The sequence below is a fragment of the Mesorhizobium sp. LCM 4577 genome, assembly GCF_001854795.2.
Classification (GTDB): Bacteria; Pseudomonadota; Alphaproteobacteria; order Rhizobiales; family Rhizobiaceae; genus Mesorhizobium; species Mesorhizobium plurifarium.
Map to the genome: position 1 here is coordinate 111,558 of NZ_MDDU01000035.1, position 21,250 is coordinate 132,807.

23 protein-coding genes are annotated in these 21,250 nt (G+C 64.1%); 10 read left to right on the forward strand and 13 right to left on the reverse strand.

The features are described from left to right. Positions 1-89: 89 nt before the first annotated feature. Positions 90-599, reverse strand: coding sequence for a DUF721 domain-containing protein (locus LCM4577_RS25385; protein WP_040991169.1), 510 nt, complete (start codon positions 597-599; stop codon positions 90-92). A gap of 33 nt (positions 600-632) precedes the next feature. On the opposite strand from LCM4577_RS25385, the gene mutY reads away from it, so the two are divergent. Together mutY and LCM4577_RS25395 are read left to right on the forward strand one after the other, a co-directional pair. Beyond that, a complete protein-coding gene (gene mutY / locus LCM4577_RS25390; protein WP_071035532.1) occupies positions 633-1,754 on the forward strand; it encodes an A/G-specific adenine glycosylase in 1,122 nt (373 codons plus the stop codon). Between the two features lie 10 nt (positions 1,755-1,764). Next, on the forward strand, positions 1,765-2,376 hold the full coding sequence (locus tag LCM4577_RS25395; RefSeq protein ID WP_071035531.1) for an HAD family phosphatase: 612 nt from the start codon (positions 1,765-1,767) through the stop codon (positions 2,374-2,376). A 54-nt stretch (positions 2,377-2,430) separates the two neighbouring features. Here the strand turns inward: LCM4577_RS25395 and LCM4577_RS25400 are convergent, their stop codons facing one another. Beyond that, positions 2,431-3,564, reverse strand: coding sequence for a site-specific DNA-methyltransferase (locus LCM4577_RS25400; protein WP_071074012.1), 1,134 nt, complete (start codon positions 3,562-3,564; stop codon positions 2,431-2,433). A gap of 289 nt (positions 3,565-3,853) precedes the next feature. Between LCM4577_RS25400 and LCM4577_RS25405 the strand changes: the two genes are divergently transcribed. Continuing rightward, a complete protein-coding gene (locus tag LCM4577_RS25405; protein ID WP_071035529.1) occupies positions 3,854-4,543 on the forward strand; it encodes an HAD family phosphatase in 690 nt (229 codons plus the stop codon). Between the two features lie 24 nt (positions 4,544-4,567). Here LCM4577_RS25405 and LCM4577_RS25410 read toward each other — a convergent pair whose 3' ends face one another. Further along, positions 4,568-5,314, reverse strand: a complete 747-nt coding sequence (locus LCM4577_RS25410) for a hypothetical protein (protein ID WP_071074013.1) — start codon at positions 5,312-5,314, stop codon at positions 4,568-4,570. A 128-nt stretch (positions 5,315-5,442) separates the two neighbouring features. Between LCM4577_RS25410 and thrC the strand changes: the two genes are divergently transcribed. The 4 genes from thrC (at position 5,443) to LCM4577_RS25430 (ending at position 11,753) form a co-directional block, all read left to right on the forward strand. Then, the gene (thrC, locus tag LCM4577_RS25415) at positions 5,443-6,840 is read left to right on the forward strand and encodes a threonine synthase (RefSeq protein WP_071074167.1); all 1,398 of its coding nucleotides are present in this window, start codon (positions 5,443-5,445) and stop codon (positions 6,838-6,840) included. A gap of 14 nt (positions 6,841-6,854) precedes the next feature. Beyond that, on the forward strand, positions 6,855-8,147 hold the full coding sequence (locus LCM4577_RS25420; RefSeq protein WP_040991157.1) for a pitrilysin family protein: 1,293 nt from the start codon (positions 6,855-6,857) through the stop codon (positions 8,145-8,147). Between the two features lie 118 nt (positions 8,148-8,265). Beyond that, positions 8,266-8,862 (forward strand): GNAT family N-acetyltransferase, encoded by a 597-nt coding sequence (locus LCM4577_RS25425; RefSeq protein WP_040991155.1) that lies wholly within the window; start codon positions 8,266-8,268, stop codon positions 8,860-8,862. Positions 8,863-8,906: 44 nt separating this feature from the next. After that, positions 8,907-11,753, forward strand: coding sequence for an EAL domain-containing protein (locus LCM4577_RS25430; RefSeq protein WP_116390184.1), 2,847 nt, complete (start codon positions 8,907-8,909; stop codon positions 11,751-11,753). Positions 11,754-11,876: 123 nt separating this feature from the next. Here LCM4577_RS25430 and LCM4577_RS25435 read toward each other — a convergent pair whose 3' ends face one another. Then, on the reverse strand, positions 11,877-12,485 hold the full coding sequence (locus tag LCM4577_RS25435) for a YqgE/AlgH family protein (RefSeq protein ID WP_040991150.1): 609 nt from the start codon (positions 12,483-12,485) through the stop codon (positions 11,877-11,879). A gap of 125 nt (positions 12,486-12,610) precedes the next feature. Between LCM4577_RS25435 and LCM4577_RS25440 the strand changes: the two genes are divergently transcribed. The 3 genes from LCM4577_RS25440 (at position 12,611) to LCM4577_RS25450 (ending at position 14,564) form a co-directional block, all read left to right on the forward strand. Continuing rightward, positions 12,611-13,417, forward strand: coding sequence for a protein-disulfide reductase DsbD domain-containing protein (locus LCM4577_RS25440; RefSeq protein ID WP_071074015.1), 807 nt, complete (start codon positions 12,611-12,613; stop codon positions 13,415-13,417). A gap of 87 nt (positions 13,418-13,504) precedes the next feature. Continuing rightward, complete coding sequence (locus LCM4577_RS25445; RefSeq protein WP_071074016.1) at positions 13,505-13,987, forward strand: peroxiredoxin; 483 nt, start codon at positions 13,505-13,507, stop codon at positions 13,985-13,987. 100 nt (positions 13,988-14,087) lie between these two features. Beyond that, positions 14,088-14,564 carry a DUF2938 domain-containing protein gene (locus tag LCM4577_RS25450; RefSeq protein ID WP_041005155.1) on the forward strand — a complete coding sequence of 159 codons (477 nt, stop codon included), beginning with the start codon at positions 14,088-14,090 and terminating at the stop codon, positions 14,562-14,564. 212 nt (positions 14,565-14,776) lie between these two features. Here the strand turns inward: LCM4577_RS25450 and rnhA are convergent, their stop codons facing one another. From rnhA to LCM4577_RS25495, 9 genes are all read right to left on the reverse strand, one after another. Beyond that, positions 14,777-15,307 carry a ribonuclease HI gene (gene rnhA / locus LCM4577_RS25455; RefSeq protein WP_071035523.1) on the reverse strand — a complete coding sequence of 177 codons (531 nt, stop codon included), beginning with the start codon at positions 15,305-15,307 and terminating at the stop codon, positions 14,777-14,779. Beyond that, a complete protein-coding gene (locus tag LCM4577_RS25460; RefSeq protein ID WP_071074017.1) occupies positions 15,304-16,266 on the reverse strand; it encodes a homoserine kinase in 963 nt (320 codons plus the stop codon). Before LCM4577_RS25460 ends, rnhA begins: the two co-directional genes overlap by 4 nt. Positions 16,267-16,271: 5 nt before the next feature. Then, entirely contained in the window at positions 16,272-17,276 is a 1,005-nt protein-coding gene (ispH, locus tag LCM4577_RS25465; protein ID WP_071074018.1) for a 4-hydroxy-3-methylbut-2-enyl diphosphate reductase, read from the reverse strand. 77 nt (positions 17,277-17,353) lie between these two features. Continuing rightward, positions 17,354-18,109, reverse strand: coding sequence for an SURF1 family protein (locus LCM4577_RS25470; RefSeq protein ID WP_071074019.1), 756 nt, complete (start codon positions 18,107-18,109; stop codon positions 17,354-17,356). Beyond that, the gene (locus LCM4577_RS25475) at positions 18,106-18,492 is read right to left on the reverse strand and encodes a DUF983 domain-containing protein (RefSeq protein WP_071035519.1); all 387 of its coding nucleotides are present in this window, start codon (positions 18,490-18,492) and stop codon (positions 18,106-18,108) included. Before LCM4577_RS25475 ends, LCM4577_RS25470 begins: the two co-directional genes overlap by 4 nt. An 84-nt stretch (positions 18,493-18,576) precedes the next feature. Then, positions 18,577-19,458, reverse strand: coding sequence for a cytochrome c oxidase subunit 3 (locus LCM4577_RS25480; RefSeq protein ID WP_041005143.1), 882 nt, complete (start codon positions 19,456-19,458; stop codon positions 18,577-18,579). A 1-nt stretch (position 19,459) separates the two neighbouring features. After that, positions 19,460-20,086: a cytochrome c oxidase assembly protein gene (locus LCM4577_RS25485; RefSeq protein ID WP_071074020.1), complete on the reverse strand. Its 627-nt coding sequence runs from the start codon at positions 20,084-20,086 to the stop codon at positions 19,460-19,462. Beyond that, positions 20,086-20,277 carry a hypothetical protein gene (locus tag LCM4577_RS25490; RefSeq protein ID WP_071035516.1) on the reverse strand — a complete coding sequence of 64 codons (192 nt, stop codon included), beginning with the start codon at positions 20,275-20,277 and terminating at the stop codon, positions 20,086-20,088. The genes LCM4577_RS25485 and LCM4577_RS25490 overlap by 1 nt, the downstream gene beginning before the upstream one ends. Beyond that, positions 20,274-21,218 (reverse strand): heme o synthase, encoded by a 945-nt coding sequence (locus tag LCM4577_RS25495; protein ID WP_071074021.1) that lies wholly within the window; start codon positions 21,216-21,218, stop codon positions 20,274-20,276. The genes LCM4577_RS25490 and LCM4577_RS25495 overlap by 4 nt, the downstream gene beginning before the upstream one ends. Positions 21,219-21,250: the final 32 nt, after the last annotated feature.

A 21,250-nucleotide genomic window follows, 5' to 3' on the forward strand; every position in this document is an offset into this window, starting at 1 on the left:
ATTAAGGCATCGCGATCCCCAATCCAATCGCGAAACTTGATCATAAGCATCACGAATGCGCGAGATTGGTGACGCATTCATGACGCTTCTTACGACCCTTTGCGCTTCCTTTCACCCATAATCGTGGCGCCGAGCCGCTCCAGCGAAGCGCGCAGGCCGTCGTCCTCGATCTTGCCGACCAGATGCGAAAGCTTCGATTTCTCTGCCTCGCTCAAGGGCAGCGGCGCCGGCTTCGGCCGCGCCTTTTGCGAAAGCACCGGCTTTTGCAGGATCTTGATGCGGCCGATCGCGTTGAAGCCCAGGAAGGCATTGACGCGGTTGATGACCTCGCCGGCCTCATGCTGCAGATGCAGCGCCGCCATGCCTTCGCAGGCGATGATCAGTGTCGCCGGCTCGAACGGATCGTCCTCGTGCAGGCGGCGCGGCCACTGGATCTTCTCCGGGCGCGAATGGGTGGCAAGGCGCGGCCCGGCGATCTCTTCCCAGGACTGCACCAGCCCGATCGAGATGCCGGCGCGCTTCCTCAGCACCGGATCGAGGATCTCGGTCGCGAGATCGCTCACCGGAACGGGATTGCCGAAGGCCCTTTTCCCTGCCATGTGCGTTCTCCAGTCCCCCAGTTCATCCGATCAATGGCACCGCTAGACCAGACCCGCAAGGCATCACAGCAGGCCGCATCCGGCGATACGGGCATCGCATCCCGCCTGCTTACCTGGTACGACGCGCATCATCGCGACCTGCCCTGGCGCGTGACGCCGGGCGCGTTTGCGCGCGGCGTGCGTGCCGATCCCTATCGCGTGTGGATGTCCGAGGTGATGCTGCAGCAGACCACGGTCGAGGCGGTGAAAGCCTATTTCCGCAATTTCGTCGAGAAATGGCCGACGGTCGAGGCGCTGGCGGCGGCGCCGGCCGAGGACGTGATGAAGGCCTGGGCCGGGCTTGGCTATTATTCCAGGGCGCGCAACCTGAAGGCCTGCGCCGACCTCGTGGCGCATAAGGGCGGCCGCTTTCCCGACACCGAGGCCGGGTTGCGCGAACTACCGGGAGTCGGCGCCTATACCGCAGCGGCGATCGCGGCCATCGCTTTCGACCGGCCGGCCGCGGTCGTCGACGGCAATGTCGAGCGGGTCGTGACCCGGCTTTATTCGATCGAAACGCCGCTCAGCGAGGCCAAGCCGCAAATCCGCGCGCTGGTCGAAAAGCTGGTGCCGGAGACGCGACCCGGCGATTTCGCCCAGGCGATGATGGATCTCGGCGCGATGATCTGCACGCCGAAACGCCCGCGCTGCATGCTCTGCCCGGTGCGCGAGGATTGCAGCGCCATTCTTTCGGGCGATCCCGAGCGTTTCCCGGTCCGCCTGCCGAAAGACGACAAGCCGCTTCGCAAGGGCGCTGCCTTCGTCGCCGAGCGCGACGACGGCGCCATCCTTCTGCGCAAGCGGCCTGAGAAGGGCCTGCTCGGCGGCATGACCGAGGTGCCGACCACGGCTTGGACCGCCCGCGTAGACGGCGCCACGACGGCCGACGCCGCGCCCTTTCCAGCCGATTGGCGTCGCGCCGGGCGGATCGGGCATGTCTTCACCCATTTCGCGCTCGAACTCGACATCTTCCATGCCCGGATCAAAGGCGATGCGCCGGCAGGACATTTCTGGTCGCTGGCCCATCAAATTCCCGGGGAAGCGTTGCCCACCGTCATGAAAAAGGTAATCGAGGCGGCCATACCGGGGGCGACCAAAAAGCAACCTACCCGCTGAAAGGCCCGCAATGACCGAAATTCGCCACATCGTCTTCGACATCGGCAAGGTGCTGGTCCATTACGATCCGGACATCCCGTTCAGCCGCCTGATCCCGGACGCCACGGAGCGGAAGTGGTTCTTCGACAATGTCTGCACCAGCGCCTGGAACCTCGAGCAGGATCGCGGCCGAACCTGGGAAGAAGCCGAATCATTGCTGATCGCCGAGCATCCCGATCACGCCGAGAACATCCGCAATTTCCGCCGGCACTGGCACGAGATGGCGCCRCACGCCTATGAAGACAGCGTCGCCCTGCTCGAAGGCCTGATCGACGGCGGCCACGACGTGACGCTGCTCACCAACTGGGCCTCGGACACGTTCCGCGAGGCGCGCGCCCGTTTTCCGTTCCTGGAGAAACCGCGCGGTGTCACCGTCTCCGGCGATATCGGCCTGATCAAGCCGGACCGCGCGATCTACGACCATCACGTGGCGTCGTTTGGGCTCGATCCGGCGGCATCGCTGTTCATCGACGACAGCCAGAAGAATGTCGATGGCGCCAGGGTCGCCGGCTGGCAGTCAGTGCTGTTCACCGACGCCAGGACGCTTAAAGCGGACCTTGAACGGTTCGGGATTGCGGCTTGAACTCAATCGCTTGCGGCGATCCGTTGAAGTCTTGATTCAAGAGCGGGCGGCCGCTCAGGCTCCTGCCCGCTCCATGCCGAGACGGGCGATGCGGCGCAACTCGTCGATCGGGGTGAGGCCGCCGCTGCGCTCATAGTGCCAGAAGGTCCAGCCGTTGCAGGCATCCAGACCTTGCACCTCGGCGCCGATCTTGTGGATCGAGCCGGCGCTGTCGCCGATCGCCAGCGTGCCGTCGGCGCGCACCTTCGCCGCCCAGCGCTTCTTGGCGTCGTAGAGCGTGACGCCCGGCGCCACCAGGCCGTTGTCGATCAGGCTGATGAAGGCGACGCGCGGTTCGGCGCGCTTGCCCGAAAGCACGGTGAGATCGGCGCTTTCCAGCGGGCGCACCGCGGCGATGCGCTCATTGGCGGCGTCGATATAGGCCTGCTCGCGCTCGATGCCGACGAAGTGGCGGCCGAGGCGCTTGGCGACGGCGCCCGTGGTGCCGGAGCCGAAGAACGGATCGAGCACGACGTCGCCCGGCTTGGTCGAGGCCATCATGATGCGGGCCAGCAGCGCCTCCGGCTTCTGCGTCGGGTGCAGCTTGTTGCCGTTCTCGTCCTTCAGCCGTTCGCCGCCGGTGCAGATCGGGAACAGCCAGTCTGAACGCATCTGCAGGTCGTCGTTCGAAGCCTTCAGCGCCTCGTAGTTGAAGGTGTAGCCCTTGGCCTTCTGGTCGCGCGAGGCCCAGATCATCGTCTCATGCGCGTTCTGGAAGCGGCGGCCGCGGAAATTCGGCATCGGGTTGGTCTTGCGCCAGACGATGTCGTTGAGGATCCAGAAGCCGAGATCCTGCATGCGGGCGCCGACGCGGAAGATATTGTGATAGGAGCCGATGACCCAGATGGTGCCGCTGGGCTTCAGCACGCGGCGCGCCGCGAGCAGYCAGGCGCGGGTGAAGGCGTCATAGGCCTCGAAGCTCTCGAACTGGTCCCAGTCGTCGTCGACGGCATCGACCTTGGACTGGTCGGGCCGGTGCAGGTCGCCGTCGAGCTGCAGATTGTAGGGCGGGTCGGCGAAGATGATGTCGACCGACTTTTCCGGCAGCCTGTCGAGCGCAGCGACGCAATCGCCTTTCAGGATCGTGTCCAGCCACTCGGACTTAAGGGGAGCGTGGGAAAGCTCGTCGAGAAGACGCACGGCAGACATCGAAACACCCAAAAAACGCGTTACGGTTTACTGGCTGTTATGGTTACCGATCAGCGTAAACATTCGGTGAAGGCCGCCGCCTGACCCTCGACGGTTTGCGAAGGCCCGCCCGTTGGTGTATGCCGCGCCCGCCTAAAGCCAGATTCAGATTTCAGGTCGACAGGACCCGAAATCTGAATCCRTCTCTAGATCAAAGAAATGGAGCATGATGTCGTCCGAAAACCGCTCCACACTTTTCGGCATCATGCTCTAAGCCATTCAGGCCCCTCTCCAACGTTTCCGGATTGCCATGCCCCAGCCAGATCTTGTCATTTTCGATTGCGACGGCGTACTCGTCGATTCCGAGATCGTCGCCGCGCGCGTCGAGGCCGAGCTTCTGACATCGGCCGGATTCGAAATATCGGCGGAGGAGATTTTCGAGACCTATGCGGGGCTGACGTTCAAGGACATCATGCTGCGGCTCGAGGAGAAGTCCGAGATCCCGTTCCAGGCCTCGCTGATCGACCGCGCCGAGGAACTGGTCGACCGCAAGCTGCGCGCAGACGTGCGCATCATCGACGGCGCCCGCGAGGCGGTCGCCGCCGTCACGGCACCGCGCGCCGTCTGTTCCAACTCGCGCACCGAGCGGGTCGAATTCATGCTGGAGAAGGTGCGGCTGCTGCCGTTCTTCGCCGGTCGCATCTTTTCGGGACTGGACATTCCCAGCAAGAAGACCAAGCCGGCGCCGGACGTGTTCCTCTACGCCGCCGAAAAGCTCGGCGCCAACCCGAAGAACACCTTCGTCATCGAGGACTCTGTCCATGGCATCGCCGGCGCCAGGGCGGCGGGCATGCGGGTGATCGGCTTCACCGGCGCGGGTCATAGCTATCCGGGCCACGCCGATGCGTTGACCGAGGCCGGCGCCGCGACGGTCATCCGCCGCTGGGCGGAATTGAGCAGCACGATCGCGGCACTGTCGGAGTGGTCGGAAGACGCCTAGGGCTCGTTCGAACCCTGACCTTGCTCAGTTCGTCGCCGGAGCGCGCTTCTTCCGCTTGCCCTTCGACTTGTCCCCGGTGGCGGCCGGCGTGTTCTCGTCATAGCCGGCATAGGCCTGGTAGTCGCGCGCGGTCGGCTCCGGCACCACGACATTGTTGTCGACGAAGGCGAACTGAGTAGCGGCCGAGGGGTCGGTGACCTGCACCTGATACGGATGCAATTGAGAATAAAGCACCTCGTCGCCATGCTGGACCGCGATGCGGATCGGCATGGTGACGGTGCCGGGCGCGAACATCGGGCCTGGCACGATCTTGCCCGCCACGGCGATCTTCATCGACATCTGACCGTTGGCATGGGTGCAATCGCGCGTCACATCGGTGATCGAGGCCTGGTAGATGATCTTCGACGGGTCGTGATCGGGATCGATCGGCTGGCCGTTGGGGCCGGTCTGGGCGGCCGCGGCGGCTGCCTCGGCCTCGGCCTGCGCCGCCGGATCAAGCTTCTTTTTCTTGGGCTTCGCCGTTGCGCCCTTGGCATAGGTGTTGAAATAGGCGGTGCCGTCGCGCAACGTCACTTTAGGGCAATAGGCGCGCAACTGGCTGGCAAGGATCTTGGGATCCTGCGGCGGCGGCGGCGCGGTCGGATCGCTCTTCTTGCCGAAACCGAGGTTCAGAATACCATTGTCGCTCGATTGGCAGCCGGCGGCGGCAAGCATAAAGCCGGTGAGCGCCAGACCCGCGACAAAACGACGGTTGACCGAATAAAACGCCATGAAACTGCACTTCCCTCTCACAAAGCCGGTGACGTATAGCAACCGCGCGGCAAAAATGCGACTGAGCCGGCTCGGAAAATTAACCAATTGCCGTGGATGACGCGACCGGCAGCAATGGGCCTTTGACGATGCAATATGTGAGTACCCGCGGGGAAGCGCCCGCGCTTGGATTTTCAAACGCGGTGCTGGCCGGCCTGGCGCGCGACGGCGGGCTTTACGTGCCCCGCGAATGGCCGCAGTTTTCCGCCGCCGACATCCGTGCCATGCGCGGGCTTGCCTATCCGGACCTCGCCATCCGCGTCTTGACGCCATTCCTTGGCGGCGAGATCGCGGCGCCCGTCTTCGAACGGCTGGTGCGCGAAGCCTATGCGACGTTCCGGCATGAGGCCGTCTGCCCGCTGGTGCAGACCGGGAAAAACACCTTCATTCTCGAATTGTTTCACGGCCCGACGCTGGCCTTCAAGGACGTGGCGATGCAGTTGCTGGCGCGGCTGATGGACCACGTGCTTGCCGAACGGGGCCAGCGCGCCACCATCGTCGGCGCCACCTCCGGCGACACCGGCGGCGCGGCAATCGACGCCTTCGCCGGGCGCGACCGCACCGACATCTTCATCCTTTTCCCCAACGGCAAGGTCTCGCCGGTGCAGCAGCGCCAGATGACGACATCTTCGGCCGCCAACGTCCATGCGCTGTCGGTCGAGGGTAATTTCGACGACTGCCAGGGCCTGGTGAAGGACATGTTCAACGACCATGCCTTTCGCGACCGGGTGTCGCTGTCGGGCGTCAACTCGATCAACTGGGCCCGCATCATGGCCCAGATCGTCTATTATTTCTCCTCGGCGTTGTCGCTCGGCGCGCCCGACCGACCGGTCTCCTTCACGGTGCCGACCGGCAATTTCGGCGATATCTTCGCCGGTTACGCCGCCAAACGCATGGGGCTGCCGATCGAGCGGCTGATCATCGCCACCAACGACAACGACATCCTGGCGCGCACGCTTGCAACGGGCGAATACCGCACCAAGGGCGTGTTCGCCACGACCTCGCCGTCGATGGACATCCAGGTGTCGTCGAATTTCGAGCGCCTGCTGTTCGAGGCCGCGGGGCGCAATGCCGAGACGGTCAGACGCTACATGAACGGACTGAAGCAGTCCGGCGCCTTCGCCATCGAAGCCGGCGAGATGGCACGCATCCGCAGCGAATTCGACGCCGGCCGCGCCACTGTCGAGGAGGTCGCCGCCACCATCCGCGCGACGCTGGAGAAAAGCAGCTACCTGCTCGACCCGCACACCGCCGCCGCCGTTCATGTCGCCACCGTCCGTGCCTCCGGCCCGGTGCCCATGGTGGTGCTTGGCACCGCGCATCCGGCGAAATTCCCGGCGGCGGTGGAGGCGGCGAGCGGCATCGTCCCTGCCCTGCCCGCCTGGCTAGGCGGCTTGATGACAGCCGACGAAAAATACACGATACTTCCATCCGACTTGAAAATGGTGGAAGATTACGTGAGCCGCCACTCGCGGGCGGCGCGTTAGGGAGTACTTGCCATATGGGTGTTGAGGTAAGCCGTCTGTCGAACGGCCTGACAGTCGCCACCGAAACCCTTCCAAGCATCGAATCGGTTGCCCTTGGGGCCTGGGTCAAGTCAGGCGCTCGCAACGAGCGTGACGAAGAGCATGGCATGGCCCATCTGCTCGAGCACATGGCGTTCAAGGGCACCAAGCGCCGCAGCGCCTTCGAGATCGCCTCGGAAATCGAGAATGTCGGCGGCGAGATCAACGCCGCCACCAGCGTCGAGACGACATCCTACTATGCCAGGGTGCTTTCCGACGACGTGCCGCTGGCGGTCGATATCCTGGCCGACATCCTGCAGCAATCCGAATTCGATCCCGAAGAGCTGGAGCGCGAGCAGCATGTGATCCTGCAGGAGATCGGCGCCGCGCACGACACGCCCGACGACATCGTCTTCGACCGCTTCACCGAAACGGCCTTCCGCCATCAGACCATCGGCCGCTCGATCCTGGGCACGCCGGAGACGGTCAAATCCTTCACCTCCAAGCAGCTGCACGGCTTCATCGAGCGGCAATACGACGCCGAGCGGATGGTGATCGTAGCGGCCGGCGACGTCAAACACGACAACTTCGTGCGCGAGGTCGAGAAGCAGCTCGGCGGCTTCCGCGCCAAGGCGGCGGGCAATATCCCGCAATACGCGCAATATGTCGGCGGCGATTTCCGCGAGGACCGCGACCTTATGGACGCGCAGATCGTGCTCGGCTTCGAGGGCCGCGCCTACCATGTGCGCGATTTCTACGCCTCGCAGGTGCTGTCGATGATCCTCGGCGGCGGTATGTCGTCGAGGCTGTTCCAGGAGGTGCGCGAGAAGCGCGGCCTCTGCTATTCGGTCTATGCCTTCCACTGGGGTTTTTCCGACACCGGCATCTTCGGCGTGCACGCCGCGACAGGGCAAAGCGACATCGCCAAGCTGGTGCCGGTGATCATCGACGAATTGCAGAAGGCCGGCGAGAGCATCCAGCAGGAAGAGCTCGACCGCGCCCGCGCGCAATATCGCGCCGGCCTCATCATGTCGGCCGAAAGCCCGGCCAGCCGCGCCTCGCAGATCGCCAGGCAGTTGCTTCTGTTCGGACGGCCGATCGCCAAGGAGGAATTGATGGAGCGGCTTTCGGCACTGACCGTCGACCGGCTGACCGACCTCTCCTCGCGGCTGTTCTCGACCAAGCCGACGCTCACCGCGGTCGGCCCCGTGGGCACGCTTGCGCCCTACGAGGCGATCCTCGAATCGCTTGCGGGCCCGCAGACGACGGCCCGCCGGCTCGCCGTTTGACCCTAAGCAGGTTCCGCAAAAGTGCCCCACGGTTTTGCGATCAGAACCTGCGAGCAACCAGGGAATCTAGGCGGATATTCGTGGGGCATCCCACGAATATCCGCTTAGAACCAGCGCCGTGTTCGCGCTCCCTTTCTTTCGCCGCGACCTGCCGGCACTGAGAGGCGAAAAAGTCACGCTGCGCGTGCCCTTGACCAATGACTACCGCGAATGGGCGGCAGTGCGCGGCGAAAGCCGCGCCTTCCTCGAGCCCTGGGAGCCGCGCTGGCAGCCGGACGAGCTCGACCGCACCGCCTGGCGGTTGCGCATCAGCCGCTACCGCGAGGATTACGCGCAGGGCACGGCCATCGCCTTCTTCATCTTCGAAAAATCGAGCGGCAAGCTCGCCGGCGGCATCACGCTCGGCAACATCCGCCACGGCGTCGCGCAGAGCGGCCATATCGGCTACTGGATCGGCGAACGCTTCGGCGGACGCGGACTGATGACCGAGGCGGTCAAGCTGGTGTCGCGCTTCGCCTTCGATACGCTCAGGTTGCACCGGATCGAAGCTGCCTGTATCCCCGAAAACGCCCGGTCGATCCGCGTGCTTGAAAAAGCCGGATTCCGGCGCGAAGGACTGCTGCGATCCTATCTGAGAATCAACGGCATCTGGCAGGATCACTACCTCTACGCCCGGATCGCGGACGATCCGCCGAGCGACGGAACGAAGGGCTGAATGTGACGAATTCTCCGCGATTAGCGTCGCTGTTCGCCCTCATCATGACGGTCGTCGTCACGCTTTTTTCGGCGATGCCGGCTTTCGCCGTCGAGCCGATCAAGATCGCGCGTGACGACAAGGCGCTGGACCTCTCCGGCGCCGTGGAGATCTACCGGAACCAGGGTGAGAATTTCCAGGTTTCGACCGCGCCCGGCCCCGACGGCATCGTGCGGCGCATCGAGGTGGAGGCCAATGACGCGCGCTCCAGCGGCGACTGGGCCGTCTTCGCGCTCGCCAACACCACCGACCAGCAGCTCGACCGGCTGATCGTCGCCCCGCATTTCCGCCTGGTGAATTCCGGCATCTTCTGGCCCGACCTCGGCTCGACGCGCATCGCCGCGATCACGCCCAGCGAAGGCTTCGCGCTCGACCGCCAGACAAGCCCCGACGCCGACGTGTTCCGGGTGACGCTGAACCCCGGAACGGTGGTGACCTTCATCGCCGAGCTCGCCTCGCCGAAGCTGCCGCAGGTCTATCTCTGGGAGCCGGATTCCTACAAGGATTCGGTCAATTCCTACACGCTGTTCCGCGGCATCGTGATTGGCATTTCGGGGCTTCTGGCGCTGTTCCTGACGATTCTTTTCGTGGTCAAGGGAACCTCGATGTTTCCGGCGACAGCGGCGCTCGCCTGGGCCGTGCTCGCCTATATCTGCGTCGACTTCGGCTTTCTCAACAAGATCATCGAGATCTCGCCCGGCAACGAACAGATATGGCGGGCCGGCACTGAGGTGGCGCTTGCCGGAACCTTCGTGGTGTTCCTGTTCGCCTATCTCAACCTCAACCGTTGGCATGGCCATTTCAGCTATGGCGCCCTGGTCTGGATTCTCGGACTGCTCTTGATCGCGGGGGTGGCCATCGTCGATCCGGCGGTCGCCGCCRGCATCGCGCGCATCTCGTTCGCCGCCACCGCGCTCRCCGGCCTCGGCCTCATCATCTTCCTCGGGATTCGTGGTTATGATCGCGCGATCATGCTGGTTCCGAGCTGGGTCATGGTGCTCCTATGGCTATGCGGCTCGTGGATGGCGATCACCGGCATGCTGGACAACGACATCGCCCAGCCGGCTCTGGGCGGCGGGCTGATCCTCATCATCCTGCTCATCGGCTTCACCGTCATGCAGCATGCGTTTGCCGGCGGCGCGCTGCATCAGGGCCTGTTCTCCGACCTCGAGCGCCAGGCGCTCGCCGTCGCGGGCTCGGGCGACATCGTCTGGGACTGGGACGTGCTGCGTGACCGCGTGGTGACCAAGCCGGACATTAGCCTGCAGCTCGGCCTTGCGCCGAACAGCCTCGGCGGTGCTGCCCGCAACTGGCTGCCGGCGCTGCATGCCGACGACCGCGACACGTTCCGCACCACGCTCGACGTGGTGCTGGAGCACCGGCGCGGCAAGGTGGCGCAGAACTTCCGCCTGCGCGGCGCCGACGGCCACTATCACTGGTTCTCGCTGCGCGCCCGCCCGGTGATCGGGTCCGACGGCGAGGTGATCCGCTGCGTCGGCACCATGGTCGACGTGACCGAGCAGAAGAAATCCGAGGAAAGGCTGCTGCACGACGCCGTGCACGATAATTTGACCGGCCTCCCGAACCGCGAATTGTTCATGAACCGGCTGGAGGCGATCATCTCGATCGCCCGCACCGAGGACAAGGTGCGCCCGACGGTCTTCATCATCGACATCGACCGCTTCAAGCAGGTCAATGACGGTCTCGGCATTTCCGCCGGCGACACCATCCTTCTCACCGTCGCGCGCCGGCTGCACCGGCTCCTGAAGCCGAAGGATTCGCTGTCGCGCTTCGCCGGCGACCAGTTCGCCTTGATGCTGCTTTCGGAGCAGGACCCGGCCCGCATCGCGGCCATCGCCGACGCCATCAAGCACGCGATCAACAATCCGATCACCTTCGCCAAGCGCGAGATCGTGCTGACCGCCTCGATCGGCCTGATCACCTGGACGACGGCGCAAACCTCGGCCGAAGACATGGTCAAGGACGCCGAGCTTGCCATGCACCAGGCCAAGCGCTTCGGCGGCGACAGGATCGAGCCATTCCGGCCCGCCTTCCGCACCGTCGGCACCGACCGGCTGCAATTCGAATCCGACCTTCGCCGCGCCATCGAGCGGCGTGAGTTCACGCTTGCCYATCAGCCGATCGTGCGGCTGGAGGACGGCAGCGTCGCCGGCTTCGAGGCGCTGCTTCGCTGGGACCATCCCAGGCGCGGCATGATCCCGCCGGGGGACTTCATCCCGGTGGCCGAGAATTGCGGGCTGATCGTGCAGCTCGGGCTGTTCGCCATGCAGCAGGCGGCCGAGGATCTGGCTGCGTGGCAAAAGCAGATCGGCGACGCGCCGCTGTCGGTCTCGGTCAACCTCTCCAGCCGTCAGCTCATCCGCCGCGACCTGGTCAGCGACGTCCGGTCGGTCATCGCGCGAGCCAATCTGAAACCGCGCTGCTTCCGGCTAGAGCTCACCGAATCCCTGGTGATGGACAATCCCGAGCAGACCGCGCATGTGCTGACCAAGCTGAAGCAGCTCGGCATCGGCCTGTCACTCGACGATTTCGGCACCGGCTATTCCTCGCTCTCTTATCTGACGCGCTTCCCCTTCGACACGATCAAGATCGACAAGAGTTTTGTTGACGACGCGACGCCCAAGCGCGCCGTGTTGCTCAAATCCATGGTCAACATGGCGCATGAGCTGGGGCTTTCGGTCGTGGCGGAAGGCATTTCGGACGAGAGCGACGCGCTGGAGCTGCGCCAGATGGGCTGCGAATATGTCCAGAGCTTCATGTTCGGCGCGCCGATGCCCGGCGACCAGGTGCTGAAGACGCTGAGGGAGCAGTACCCGCTGACGCAGGCTTAGAGGCCTGTCGCTTCGGCGATTGCGCCTCTCAGTTCGTCATCCTGGGGCGGAGCAAGGAGCGCAGCGACGCGGCGCAGACCCTAGGATGACGACGTCGCGGGCGTTCGCGCCAAATCGCGAGCGTCAAGCATGCCCCGCAGCCGCGCTCAAATGAGCAAGGTCGATGCCGATCGAAGCCAAGATACGGTCGTATTTGCGCTCGATATCGGCGTCGAACAGAAGTTCCTGCGTGGCCGGACAGGTGAGCCAGCCGTTCTCGGCGATCTCCGTCTCGAGCTGGCCGGCGCCCCAGCCGGAATAGCCGAGCGCCATCAGCGCATGGCGCGGGCCGCGGCCGGTGGAGATGGCGCGCAATATGTCGACGGTTGCCGTCAGGCAGATGTCGTCGGAGACGGTGAGCGAGGATTCCACGCGATAGTCGCCCGAATGCAGCACGAAGCCACGGCTGCGATCAACCGGCCCGCCATTGCGCACGACGAAATCGCGCGTATGCGCCGGCAGGCGGATCGCTTCCTGCTCGTTCATGATGCCGAGCTGCACCAGCAGGTCCGGAAACAGCATCTGCTGCGTCTGGTTGATGATCAGCCCCATCGCGCCTTCGTCGCTGTGGGCGCAGACGTAGATGACGGAGCGCGCGAAACGGTCGTCCTTCATGCCAGGCATGGCAATCAGGAACTGGTCGTCGAGGAAGCCGCGTCCGGCGGCCGCCTTCTTGTGGCGCAGCAAGTCCATGGCTTGAGCGTAACGCGTTTCGGCAGCGCCGAAAAGATGGTGACGGTCCCCTATGTCACGCAAATATGATACCGGGAGGCTGACGAAGTCATTGCGCGGCCAAGAACGGACGGTCAAATCACCGCATGAGATACATGAAAATACTGGTTCTCGGCGTCGTTTTGGGGTGGGCTGCAAGCCTCCCGGCCGAGGCCTCTTCCTCGGACTGGTACAATTCGGAAGGCGGCAAGGTTCGGCTGGTAACCACCGGCAGGCCCGACCAGGCCGGCAAGATCCACGGTGTGCTCGACATCGCGTTGAAGCCCGGCTGGAAGACCTATTGGCGCGATCCGGGCGATGCCGGCGTGCCGCCGCAGCTCGACATATCCGGCAGCACCAACATCGCAGACGCGCAACTGTCGTTCCCGCCGCCTCAGCGGCATGACGACGGCTACGGCAAATGGGCCGGCTACGATCGTCCGGTCTCGCTGCCGGTGACCTTCACGCTGTCTTCGCCCGGCCAACCGGCGACCATCGACGCCCATGTCTTCCTCGGCATCTGCGAGACGATCTGCATTCCGGTGCAGACCCGGCTCAGCGTCGACCCCGGCTCCGATCCGGATAACGCGACCGACGCCGCACTGGTGAAGACCGCGCTGGCGACGCTGCCTTCCCCGGCCCGGCCCGATTTCGGCATCAACGTGCTGCCCGGCGACCATGAAACCCTTGTCGTCCAGGCGCAGTCGCCCGGCGATCCGGCATCCGTCGATTTCTTCATCGCCGGGGAACGCGACTATATGTTCGGCGCGCCGGTGCGCAGCCAGAAGGACGGCAAGCTCGTCTTCACCGTGCCGATCCTCGACCGGCCGTCGGCGACGCCGACCGATGGCGGGCTGTACTACACGCTGACCAGCGCCGAGGGTTCGGTGGACGGGTTGCTGCCTTTCCCTTGATCCAGCATGTGGTCAAGGTTGCGGGAAAGCGTCCGGTCCGTTATCGAAGGCGCTGGTCCTTCCCATCTCCCGTAAACGAGGCTCCCCATGACCATTTCGGTTGGCGAAAAACTGCCCGACGTGACCTTCAAAACGATGACCGCCGATGGCGCGAAGGATATAAGCGGCAAAGAAATCTTCGCTGGCAAGAAGGTGGTGTTGTTCGGTGTTCCCGGCGCCTTCACGCCGACCTGCAGCAACAACCATTTGCCGGGCTATCTGGAAAACCACGACGCCATCCTCGCGCGTGGCGTCGACACGATCGCCGTCGTCTCGGTCAACGACGTGCATGTCATGGGCGCCTGGGCGCGCTTCTCCGGCGGCGAAGRCAAGATCCTCTATCTCGCCGATGGCAGCGGTGATTTCGCCAAGGCCGTGGGGCTCGACAACGATCTTTCCGCGGCCGGCATGGGCCTGCGCTCCAAGCGCTTTTCGATGATCGTCGACGACGGCAAGGTCGTGGCGCTCAATGTCGAGACCAAGCCTGGCGTCAACGAAAGCGGCGCCGCCAAGATCCTCGAGCAGCTCTAGATCAGGATGACGTTTCGTTGACCCGCCATCCCGATCTGACTTTTTGTTGGAGCATGATCTTGTCCGAAAACCGGTTCCCACTTTTCGGGATCATACTCTGATGCTGGACATCCTCTGGCGCGCGGTGGCGATCGGCATCGGCGCCACGGTGTTCATGGATATCTGGGCGATCATCCTCAACAAAGCGATCGGCCAGCCCTTGCCCAATTGGGGCATGGTCGGACGCTGGGTCCGGCATCTGCCGGAGCGGGTTTTTCACGACGATATCGGCAAGGCAGCGCCCTATGCGCATGAAAAGGCGCTGGGTTGGGCCTTCCACTATCTGGTCGGCATCCTCTACGGCGTCATCCTTGTCGTGCTCGCCGGCGCGGGCTGGCTGGCGGCGCCGACCTTCCTGCCGGCCTTCATCCTCGGCATCGTCACGGTCGGGGCCGGCTGGTTCCTGCTGGCGCCTGGCATGGGCGCAGGCTGGGCGGCATCCAGGCTGCCCAATCCGATGAAGGTGCGCGCACTGAACCTGGTGGCGCATACGGTGTTCGCGCTCGGCATGTTCTCGACGGCGCTGCTGATCCGCTGAAGCGGCAAAAGGGGCAGCTCCCGTTCAGGAGCTAACAGCTCCTCGGCGCCGCTTCCGCCAACTTCCTCCGAGCCTCTTTTCGGAGGGCGTGAAAATCCAAAGGCCCCGGTCTCCCGCTCGCCTTGCCCTCATCCCAGAGTCGCCGCAGCCGGCGCACGTCTTCTTGCTTCAGTTCGCGCGTACCTGACCAATCTGCCAACGGTGAGCGCATCTCAATAGCTCTGCGTAGAGCGCCGGGGTGCGCGTTTGCCTGTTGGAGCGGCTTTCTGTGGCGCAGCCGCAGCCGCCGCAGGCCTTGCCAGCTTCGGCTTGAACGGCGCCATGCCTTGCCGGGCCAGCTCGTCGGCGCGCTCGTTCTCCGGGTGGCCGGCGTGGCCCTTGACCCAGTACCAGGTCACCTTGTGGCGCCGGTTGGCCTCGTCGAGCGCCTGCCAGAGCTCGCCATTCTTGACCGGCTTCCTGTCGCCGGTCTTCCAGCCGTTCTTCTTCCAGCCATGGATCCATTTGGAGATGCCGTCCATGACGTATTTGCTGTCGGTGTAGAGGTCGACCGTGCAAGGTTCCTTCAGCGCGTTGAGCGCGGTGATGGCGGCGAGCAGCTCCATGCGATTGTTGGTGGTCTCCGCCTCGCCGCCGGACAGTTCCTTGGTGACGCCGTTGTAGCGCAGCACCGCGCCCCAGCCGCCCGGCCCGGGATTGCCCGAGCAGGCGCCGTCGGTGAAGATCTCGATCTTTTTGTTCATGTCAGCCCATATTCGGATGGCGACTTGATGGCGCGGTGGAAGCGCATGCGGCGGATATACTCGGTCGGGTCGCGCTTCATCACTAGCCCGCCATCCGGAACGGTCAGCCAGTCATAGAGCCTTGTCAGCATGAAGCGCAGCGCCGAGCCGCGCGCCAGCATAGGCAGCGCCGCCTTCTCGTCACCCTGAAGCGGCCGCACCGACTGATAGCCGGAAAGCAGCGCGGCCCCCTTCGTGAGATTGAAGGAAAAATCCTTCTCGAAGCACCAGGCGTTGAGGCAGGTGGCGACATCGTAAGCGTAGAGATCGTCACAGGCGAAATAAAAGTCGATCAGCCCGGACAGTTTCTCGCCGAGGAAGAAGACATTGTCCGGGAACAGATCGGCGTGGATGATGCCTTGCGGCAGGCCGGTCGGCCAGTTGCGTTCGAAATCGGTAAAGTCGGCATCGACCTCGGCCGCCAAGCCCGGCTCGACCTCGTCGGCGCGCTCGCGCGATGCCGCCCAGAGCTTGCGCCAGCCGTCGATCGCCAGCGCATTCGGCCTTCTCATCTGAAAATCCTGACCGGCAAGATGGAGCCCGGCGAGCGCCTTGCCCACTTCCGCGCAATGCGCGGCGGTCGGGCGCCTGAGCGACAGGCCCTCGAGGAAGGTGATGATAACCGCAGGCCGGCCGGCCAGCGTGCCGATGACGGTGCCGTCATGCGCGGTGACCGGCAGCGGACAGGAAATGCCCTTCCTGGCGAGGTGGCCCATCAGGCCGAGAAAGAACGGCAGGTCGGCCTTGTCGACGCGCTTTTCGTAGAGCGTCAGGATATAGGAGCCGGTCGAGGCGTGGACCAGGAAGTTGGAATTCTCGGTGCCTTCGGCGATGCCCTTGTAGGAGAGCAGCTCACCCACCGGATAGGCTTTGAGGAGCGCAGTCAGCTCGCCTTCGTTGACGTCGGTGTAGACGGCCATGCGGTTCACGCCGCTCCGTTGACGAAGGCCATGTCGGCCGCCGTCAGTTCGACATCGCGCAGCACCCGCATCACCGGAAAATCCTCCGTTTCCGTGGCCGTGATAGCCAGATCGATGGTGACGTCGAAACGCTGCCGGAATGCGTCGATGATCTCATCGACGATGATTTCCGGCGCCGAGGCGCCGGCCGACAGGCCGAGTGTCCTGATCCCGGCGATCTCATCCCACGGAATTTCGGCGGCGCGCTGCACGAGAAGCGACATCGCAGCACCCGCACGCTCCGCCACTTCGACAAGACGACGCGAATTGGACGAATTGGGAGCGCCGACGATGAGGAAAAGATCAGCGCCCGCCGCGGTCTCCTTCACCGCTTCCTGGCGGTTGGTGGTGGCGTAGCAGATCGATTCGGCCGCGGCCGCGTGCAATTCGGGAAACCGCTCCTGCAGCGCCCGGATGATGCCGGCGGTGTCCTCGACCGACAAGGTCGTCTGGGTGACGAAGCCCAGCGCCGAAGCGTCGACGGGCACGAAGCGCGCGGCGTCGGCCTCGGTCTCGATCAGCGTTACGGCGCCTTCCGGCAACTGGCCCATCGTGCCGATCACCTCCGGGTGCCCGGCATGGCCGATCAAAAGCACATGACGACCGAGCCGCTGGTGGCGCATCGCCTGCTTGTGCACCTTGGAGACGAGCGGACAGGTGGCGTCGAGGTAGAAGAGATTGCGCGCCTCGGCATCCGCCGGCACCGATTTCGGCACGCCATGCGCGGAAAAGACCACCGGCGACTGCCGATGCTCCGGCGGAATCTCGGAGAGTTCCTCGATGAAGACGGCGCCGAGGCTCTGCAGCCCTTCGACGACATAGCGGTTGTGCACGATCTCATGGCGGACATAGACCGGCGCGCCGTATTTCTTCAGCGCCAGCACGACGATCTGTATGGCACGGTCGACGCCGGCGCAGAAGCCGCGTGGTTGGCAGAGCCTGATCGTCAGCGGTGGCTTTTTCTCGGTCATGAATGCGAAGCCGGTTCAGTCGGAATCCTGTGGCGAAATGAGGTGCGCACCCCTGCCCTGTCAAGAGCGACCCAGCCTCAGCCTTCTTTCGCCGGGCGGCGCAGCCTCAGGATCAGCACGGCTGCAAGGGCGGCGGCCAGCCCGTACCAGGTGACGGCATATTGCAGGTGGTTGTTCGGCAGGTCGATGATGGTGACGCCACCGACCGGCAGGCCGCCGGGATTCGGCGTCTTGTCGGCATCGATGAAGAACGGCACCAGCACGAAACCGGCAGGCAGACCGGCGGTCGCCGCCATGACGTCACGGTCCTTCCAGTAGAAGATGTTCTTGGCAACATCATTGTCGGGAAGCATCATCGACGGTTTTCCCGGCAGCGGATTGCGGGCAAGCCCGGTCACCGTCACCTTGCYGGCTACTTCGCCTTTCGGCCGCTTGGCGGGGTCCTTGAGCTCGTAGGGAACAAAGCCGCGGTTGACGAGCACGAAGCGGCCGTCCTCGAGTTGCAAGGGCGTGTAGACGTTGAAACCGCTGTCGCCTTGCCAGGTGGAAAAGAAATGCCGCTCGCCCTGGTGAAGGAAAGTGCCGGTCACCGTCACCGGCGTGTAATCGACGTCATGGGAAGCGGCGAACTCCCTCTCTATGTCGGCCAGCGGCAACGGCTCGGAATGCGTGCGCTTGTCGATGGTCGCGAGCAGGTCTTCCTTCCAGTGCAGGCGCTGGACCTGCCAGGTGCCGAGCCCGATCAGGACGGCGAACAGGACAAGGCCGAGACCGATGAGCAACGCCGAGCGCGACCGCGAACGGCCGGCCACCGAGCCTGTCGTCCCATTCATTCGTGGGATTCCAGCCTGCCTTCGGAGGCCTTCTTCGAATATTGCAAGGTGATCAGCACACCCTTGATGAGGCGCAGCGCCGTCAGGCAGAGCACCAGCGCCAGGGGTATCCACAGGATGAAGTGCAGCCAGAGCGGGGGGCTGAACGTCACCTCCATCCACAATGCCAGGCCGACGACGACGAAGCCGATGATCAGGATGACGAACACCGCCGGTCCATCGCCAGCATCGGCGAAGGAATAGTCGAGCCCGCAATTGTAGCAGCGCTTGCCGACGGTGAGGAAACCGGAGAACAGCTTGCCTTCGCCGCAGCGCGGGCAGCGGCCATGCAGCCCGGCCGAGATCGGATCGATGGGGGGCCAGATCGCCTTATCTTCACTCATGTCCGCACCGTAGACCCTTTCGCCCCAAAAGATAAGGCGGCCACGTCGCCGCAGCCGCCCTTTGGATGCCCGAAAACCGTCGGCTCAATGGCCTTCGATCAGTGCGCCGTTCGAGGCCCAGACATAGATGGCGCTGAACAGGAACAGCCAGACCACGTCGACGAAGTGCCAGTACCAGGCGGCTGCCTCGAAGCCGAAATGCTGCTTCGGCGTGAAGTCGCCGCGCATCGCACGCACCAGGCAGACCAGCAGGAAGATGGTACCGATGATGACATGGAAGCCGTGGAAGCCAGTCGCCATGAAGAAGGTAGCGCCGTAGATCGAATCCCTGAAGCCGAAGGGAGCGTGCATGTACTCGTAGGCCTGCACCATGGTGAACAGCATGCCGAGACCGACGGTCAGCACCAGGCCATTGATCAGGCCCTTGCGGTCGCCATGCAGCAGCGCGTGGTGCGCCCAGGTCACCGTCGTGCCCGACAGAAGCAGGATGATGGTGTTGTAGAGCGGCAGGTGGAAGGGATCGAGGACTTCGAGCCCCTTCGGCGGCCAGACGCCGCCGGTGAAGGCGGTGCGGGCGTATTGCGCGGCTTCGCCCGGGAACAGGCTGGCGTCGAAGAAGGCCCAGAACCAGGCGACGAAGAACATCACCTCGGAGGCGATGAACATGATCATGCCGTAGCGCAGATGCAGCGACACGACGCGCGTGTGGTGCCCCTCATGCGCTTCCTTGATGGTGTCCGACCACCAGGCGAACATCGTGTAGAGCACGATGATCATGCCGATGAAGAACAGCCACGGATTAGCGATGTTGTGGCCAAAGACCGGGAAGTTGCCGCCCTTCAGATATTGCATCAGGCAGACGCCGCCGACGGCGGTGACCAGCGCGCCGACCGAACCCAGGAAGGGCCAGGGGCTCGGGTTGACGAGATGGTAGTCGTGGTGTGGTTTTGCGTGCGCGTCTGCCATATCAACCCCCGAGGCTTGCTTCGGAATCTGGAACTTTTTTGCTGCTGCCAGCGGCCGGCACCGACGAGGCGACCGGCTGTTTCTTTTCGACCGGGAACATCGTGTAGGACAGGGTGATCGTCTTCAAGTCCTTGAGTTCCGGCACATTGACGATGTCTGGATCGACATAGAACACGACCGGCATGTCCAGCGTCTCGCCGGGCTTCAGCGTCGTGTCGGTGAAGCAGAAGCACTCCACCTTGTTGAAATAGGCGCCGGCCATTTCAGGCTGCACGTTGAACGACGCGCGACCGGTGATGGGGCGGTCGAACTTGTTGGTGGCGCTGTAATGCGCCTGGGTCGTCTCGCCGATCTTGATCGTCACCGAACGGGCGACCGGTTCGAATTGCCATGGAATGCCGTTGGTGTTGGCGTCGAAACGGATGGTGATGTCGCGGTCGAGCACGCGCCCGGCATATTGCTTTTCGGCGCGTTGCGTGGTGCCGCCATAGCCGGTGACCTGGCAGAACATCTTGTAGAGCGGCACCGCCGCATAGGCCATGCCGACCATGCCGGTAAAGAAGGCGAGGCAGACAGCGGCGACGATGCCGTTGTTGACCTTGCGGGGCTTGCTCAAGTCGCCGCTCATCAGCCGCCCCCAAGCAGGCCCGAGCCGGTCAGGCTCGCGCCTTGGTGACCGAAGCGCACGATGGTGGCGGCATAGAAGATGATGACCAACGCGGCCAGCGCGACGGCGATGGCGATGGAACGGTTGCGGCGCGCCTTGCGCTGGCGCTCGGTCAGCGTAACCAGTTCGAGGTTCTTGTCGGCCACGATCATATCCCCCCCATCATCAGCGCGCGCCCGACGACGCAATCGACGAGATAGGCGGCGAAGATGGCGAAGAGATAGAGCAACGAATAGCCGAACAAGGCCTTTGCCGGCTTCATCGCGTGGTCGTCGGCGGCCATGGCAAGCACTTTCCAGGCGTAGCAGACGAAGCCCGCGCCGAGGACCGCCGAGACGACGCCATAGCCGGCCGTAGTGTAGCCGAGCGCCCAGGGCAGCACGCCGACCGGCGCCAGGATCAGCGCATAAGCGAAGATCTGCCGACGGGTCGAGGCCTGGCCGGCGACATTCGGCATCATCGGGATGCCGGCGCGGGCGTAGTCGTCGGACTTGAAGAGAGCCAGCGCCCAGAAATGCGGCGGAGTCCACAGGAAGATGATCAGGAACAGGATCACGCTTTCGAGGCTGACCGAACCGGTCACCGCGGCCCAGCCGATCACCGGCGGGATGGCGCCGGCGGCGCCGCCGATGACGATGTTCTGTGGCGTCCAGCGCTTGAGCCACATGGTGTAGATGACGGCGTAGAAGAAGATGGTGAAGGCGAGAAGCGATGCCGACAGCCAGTTGACCAGCACGCCGAGCGTCATCACCGACAGCACCGAGAGCACCAGGCCGAAGCTCAACGCCTCGCCCGGCGTGACGCGCCCGGCCGGCACCGGGCGGCCGGCGGTTCTGGTCATCACCGCGTCGATATCGGCGTCGTACCACATATTGAGCGCGCCGGAAGCGCCGGCGCCGATGGCAATTGCCAATATGGCGATCATCGCCAGCAACGGGTTGATGGCGACGGGCGCCGCGACCAGGCCGACAAAGGCCGTGAAGACGACCAGCGACATGACGCGCGGCTTCAGGAGGGCGAAGAAATCGCCAGCGGTCGCTTCCGACATGCGAAAGCCCGCTTCCTCCATCAATCTGTCTTCGGCAAGGGCCATGCGTACTTAAAGTCCATCATTCCGTTGGCCAA

Coding starts and splice junctions, on each gene's coding strand:
- LCM4577_RS25475 (WP_071035519.1), bottom strand. CDS start 18,492: ATGAGTGAAGATAAGGCGATCTGGCCCCCCATCGATCCGATCTCGGCC.
- LCM4577_RS25495 (WP_071074021.1), bottom strand. CDS start 21,218: ATGGCCCTTGCCGAAGACAGATTGATGGAGGAAGCGGGCTTTCGCATG.
- LCM4577_RS25490 (WP_071035516.1), bottom strand. CDS start 20,277: ATGATCGTGGCCGACAAGAACCTCGAACTGGTTACGCTGACCGAGCGC.
- LCM4577_RS25440 (WP_071074015.1), top strand. CDS start 12,611: ATGAGATACATGAAAATACTGGTTCTCGGCGTCGTTTTGGGGTGGGCT.
- LCM4577_RS25480 (WP_041005143.1), bottom strand. CDS start 19,458: ATGGCAGACGCGCACGCAAAACCACACCACGACTACCATCTCGTCAAC.
- thrC (WP_071074167.1), top strand. CDS start 5,443: ATGCAATATGTGAGTACCCGCGGGGAAGCGCCCGCGCTTGGATTTTCA.
- rnhA (WP_071035523.1), bottom strand. CDS start 15,307: ATGAACAAAAAGATCGAGATCTTCACCGACGGCGCCTGCTCGGGCAAT.
- LCM4577_RS25450 (WP_041005155.1), top strand. CDS start 14,088: ATGCTGGACATCCTCTGGCGCGCGGTGGCGATCGGCATCGGCGCCACG.
- LCM4577_RS25435 (WP_040991150.1), bottom strand. CDS start 12,485: ATGGACTTGCTGCGCCACAAGAAGGCGGCCGCCGGACGCGGCTTCCTC.
- LCM4577_RS25385 (WP_040991169.1), bottom strand. CDS start 599: ATGGCAGGGAAAAGGGCCTTCGGCAATCCCGTTCCGGTGAGCGATCTC.
- LCM4577_RS25460 (WP_071074017.1), bottom strand. CDS start 16,266: ATGGCCGTCTACACCGACGTCAACGAAGGCGAGCTGACTGCGCTCCTC.
- LCM4577_RS25485 (WP_071074020.1), bottom strand. CDS start 20,086: ATGAGCGGCGACTTGAGCAAGCCCCGCAAGGTCAACAACGGCATCGTC.
- LCM4577_RS25420 (WP_040991157.1), top strand. CDS start 6,855: ATGGGTGTTGAGGTAAGCCGTCTGTCGAACGGCCTGACAGTCGCCACC.
- LCM4577_RS25405 (WP_071035529.1), top strand. CDS start 3,854: ATGCCCCAGCCAGATCTTGTCATTTTCGATTGCGACGGCGTACTCGTC.
- ispH (WP_071074018.1), bottom strand. CDS start 17,276: ATGACCGAGAAAAAGCCACCGCTGACGATCAGGCTCTGCCAACCACGC.
- mutY (WP_071035532.1), top strand. CDS start 633: ATGGCACCGCTAGACCAGACCCGCAAGGCATCACAGCAGGCCGCATCC.
- LCM4577_RS25410 (WP_071074013.1), bottom strand. CDS start 5,314: ATGGCGTTTTATTCGGTCAACCGTCGTTTTGTCGCGGGTCTGGCGCTC.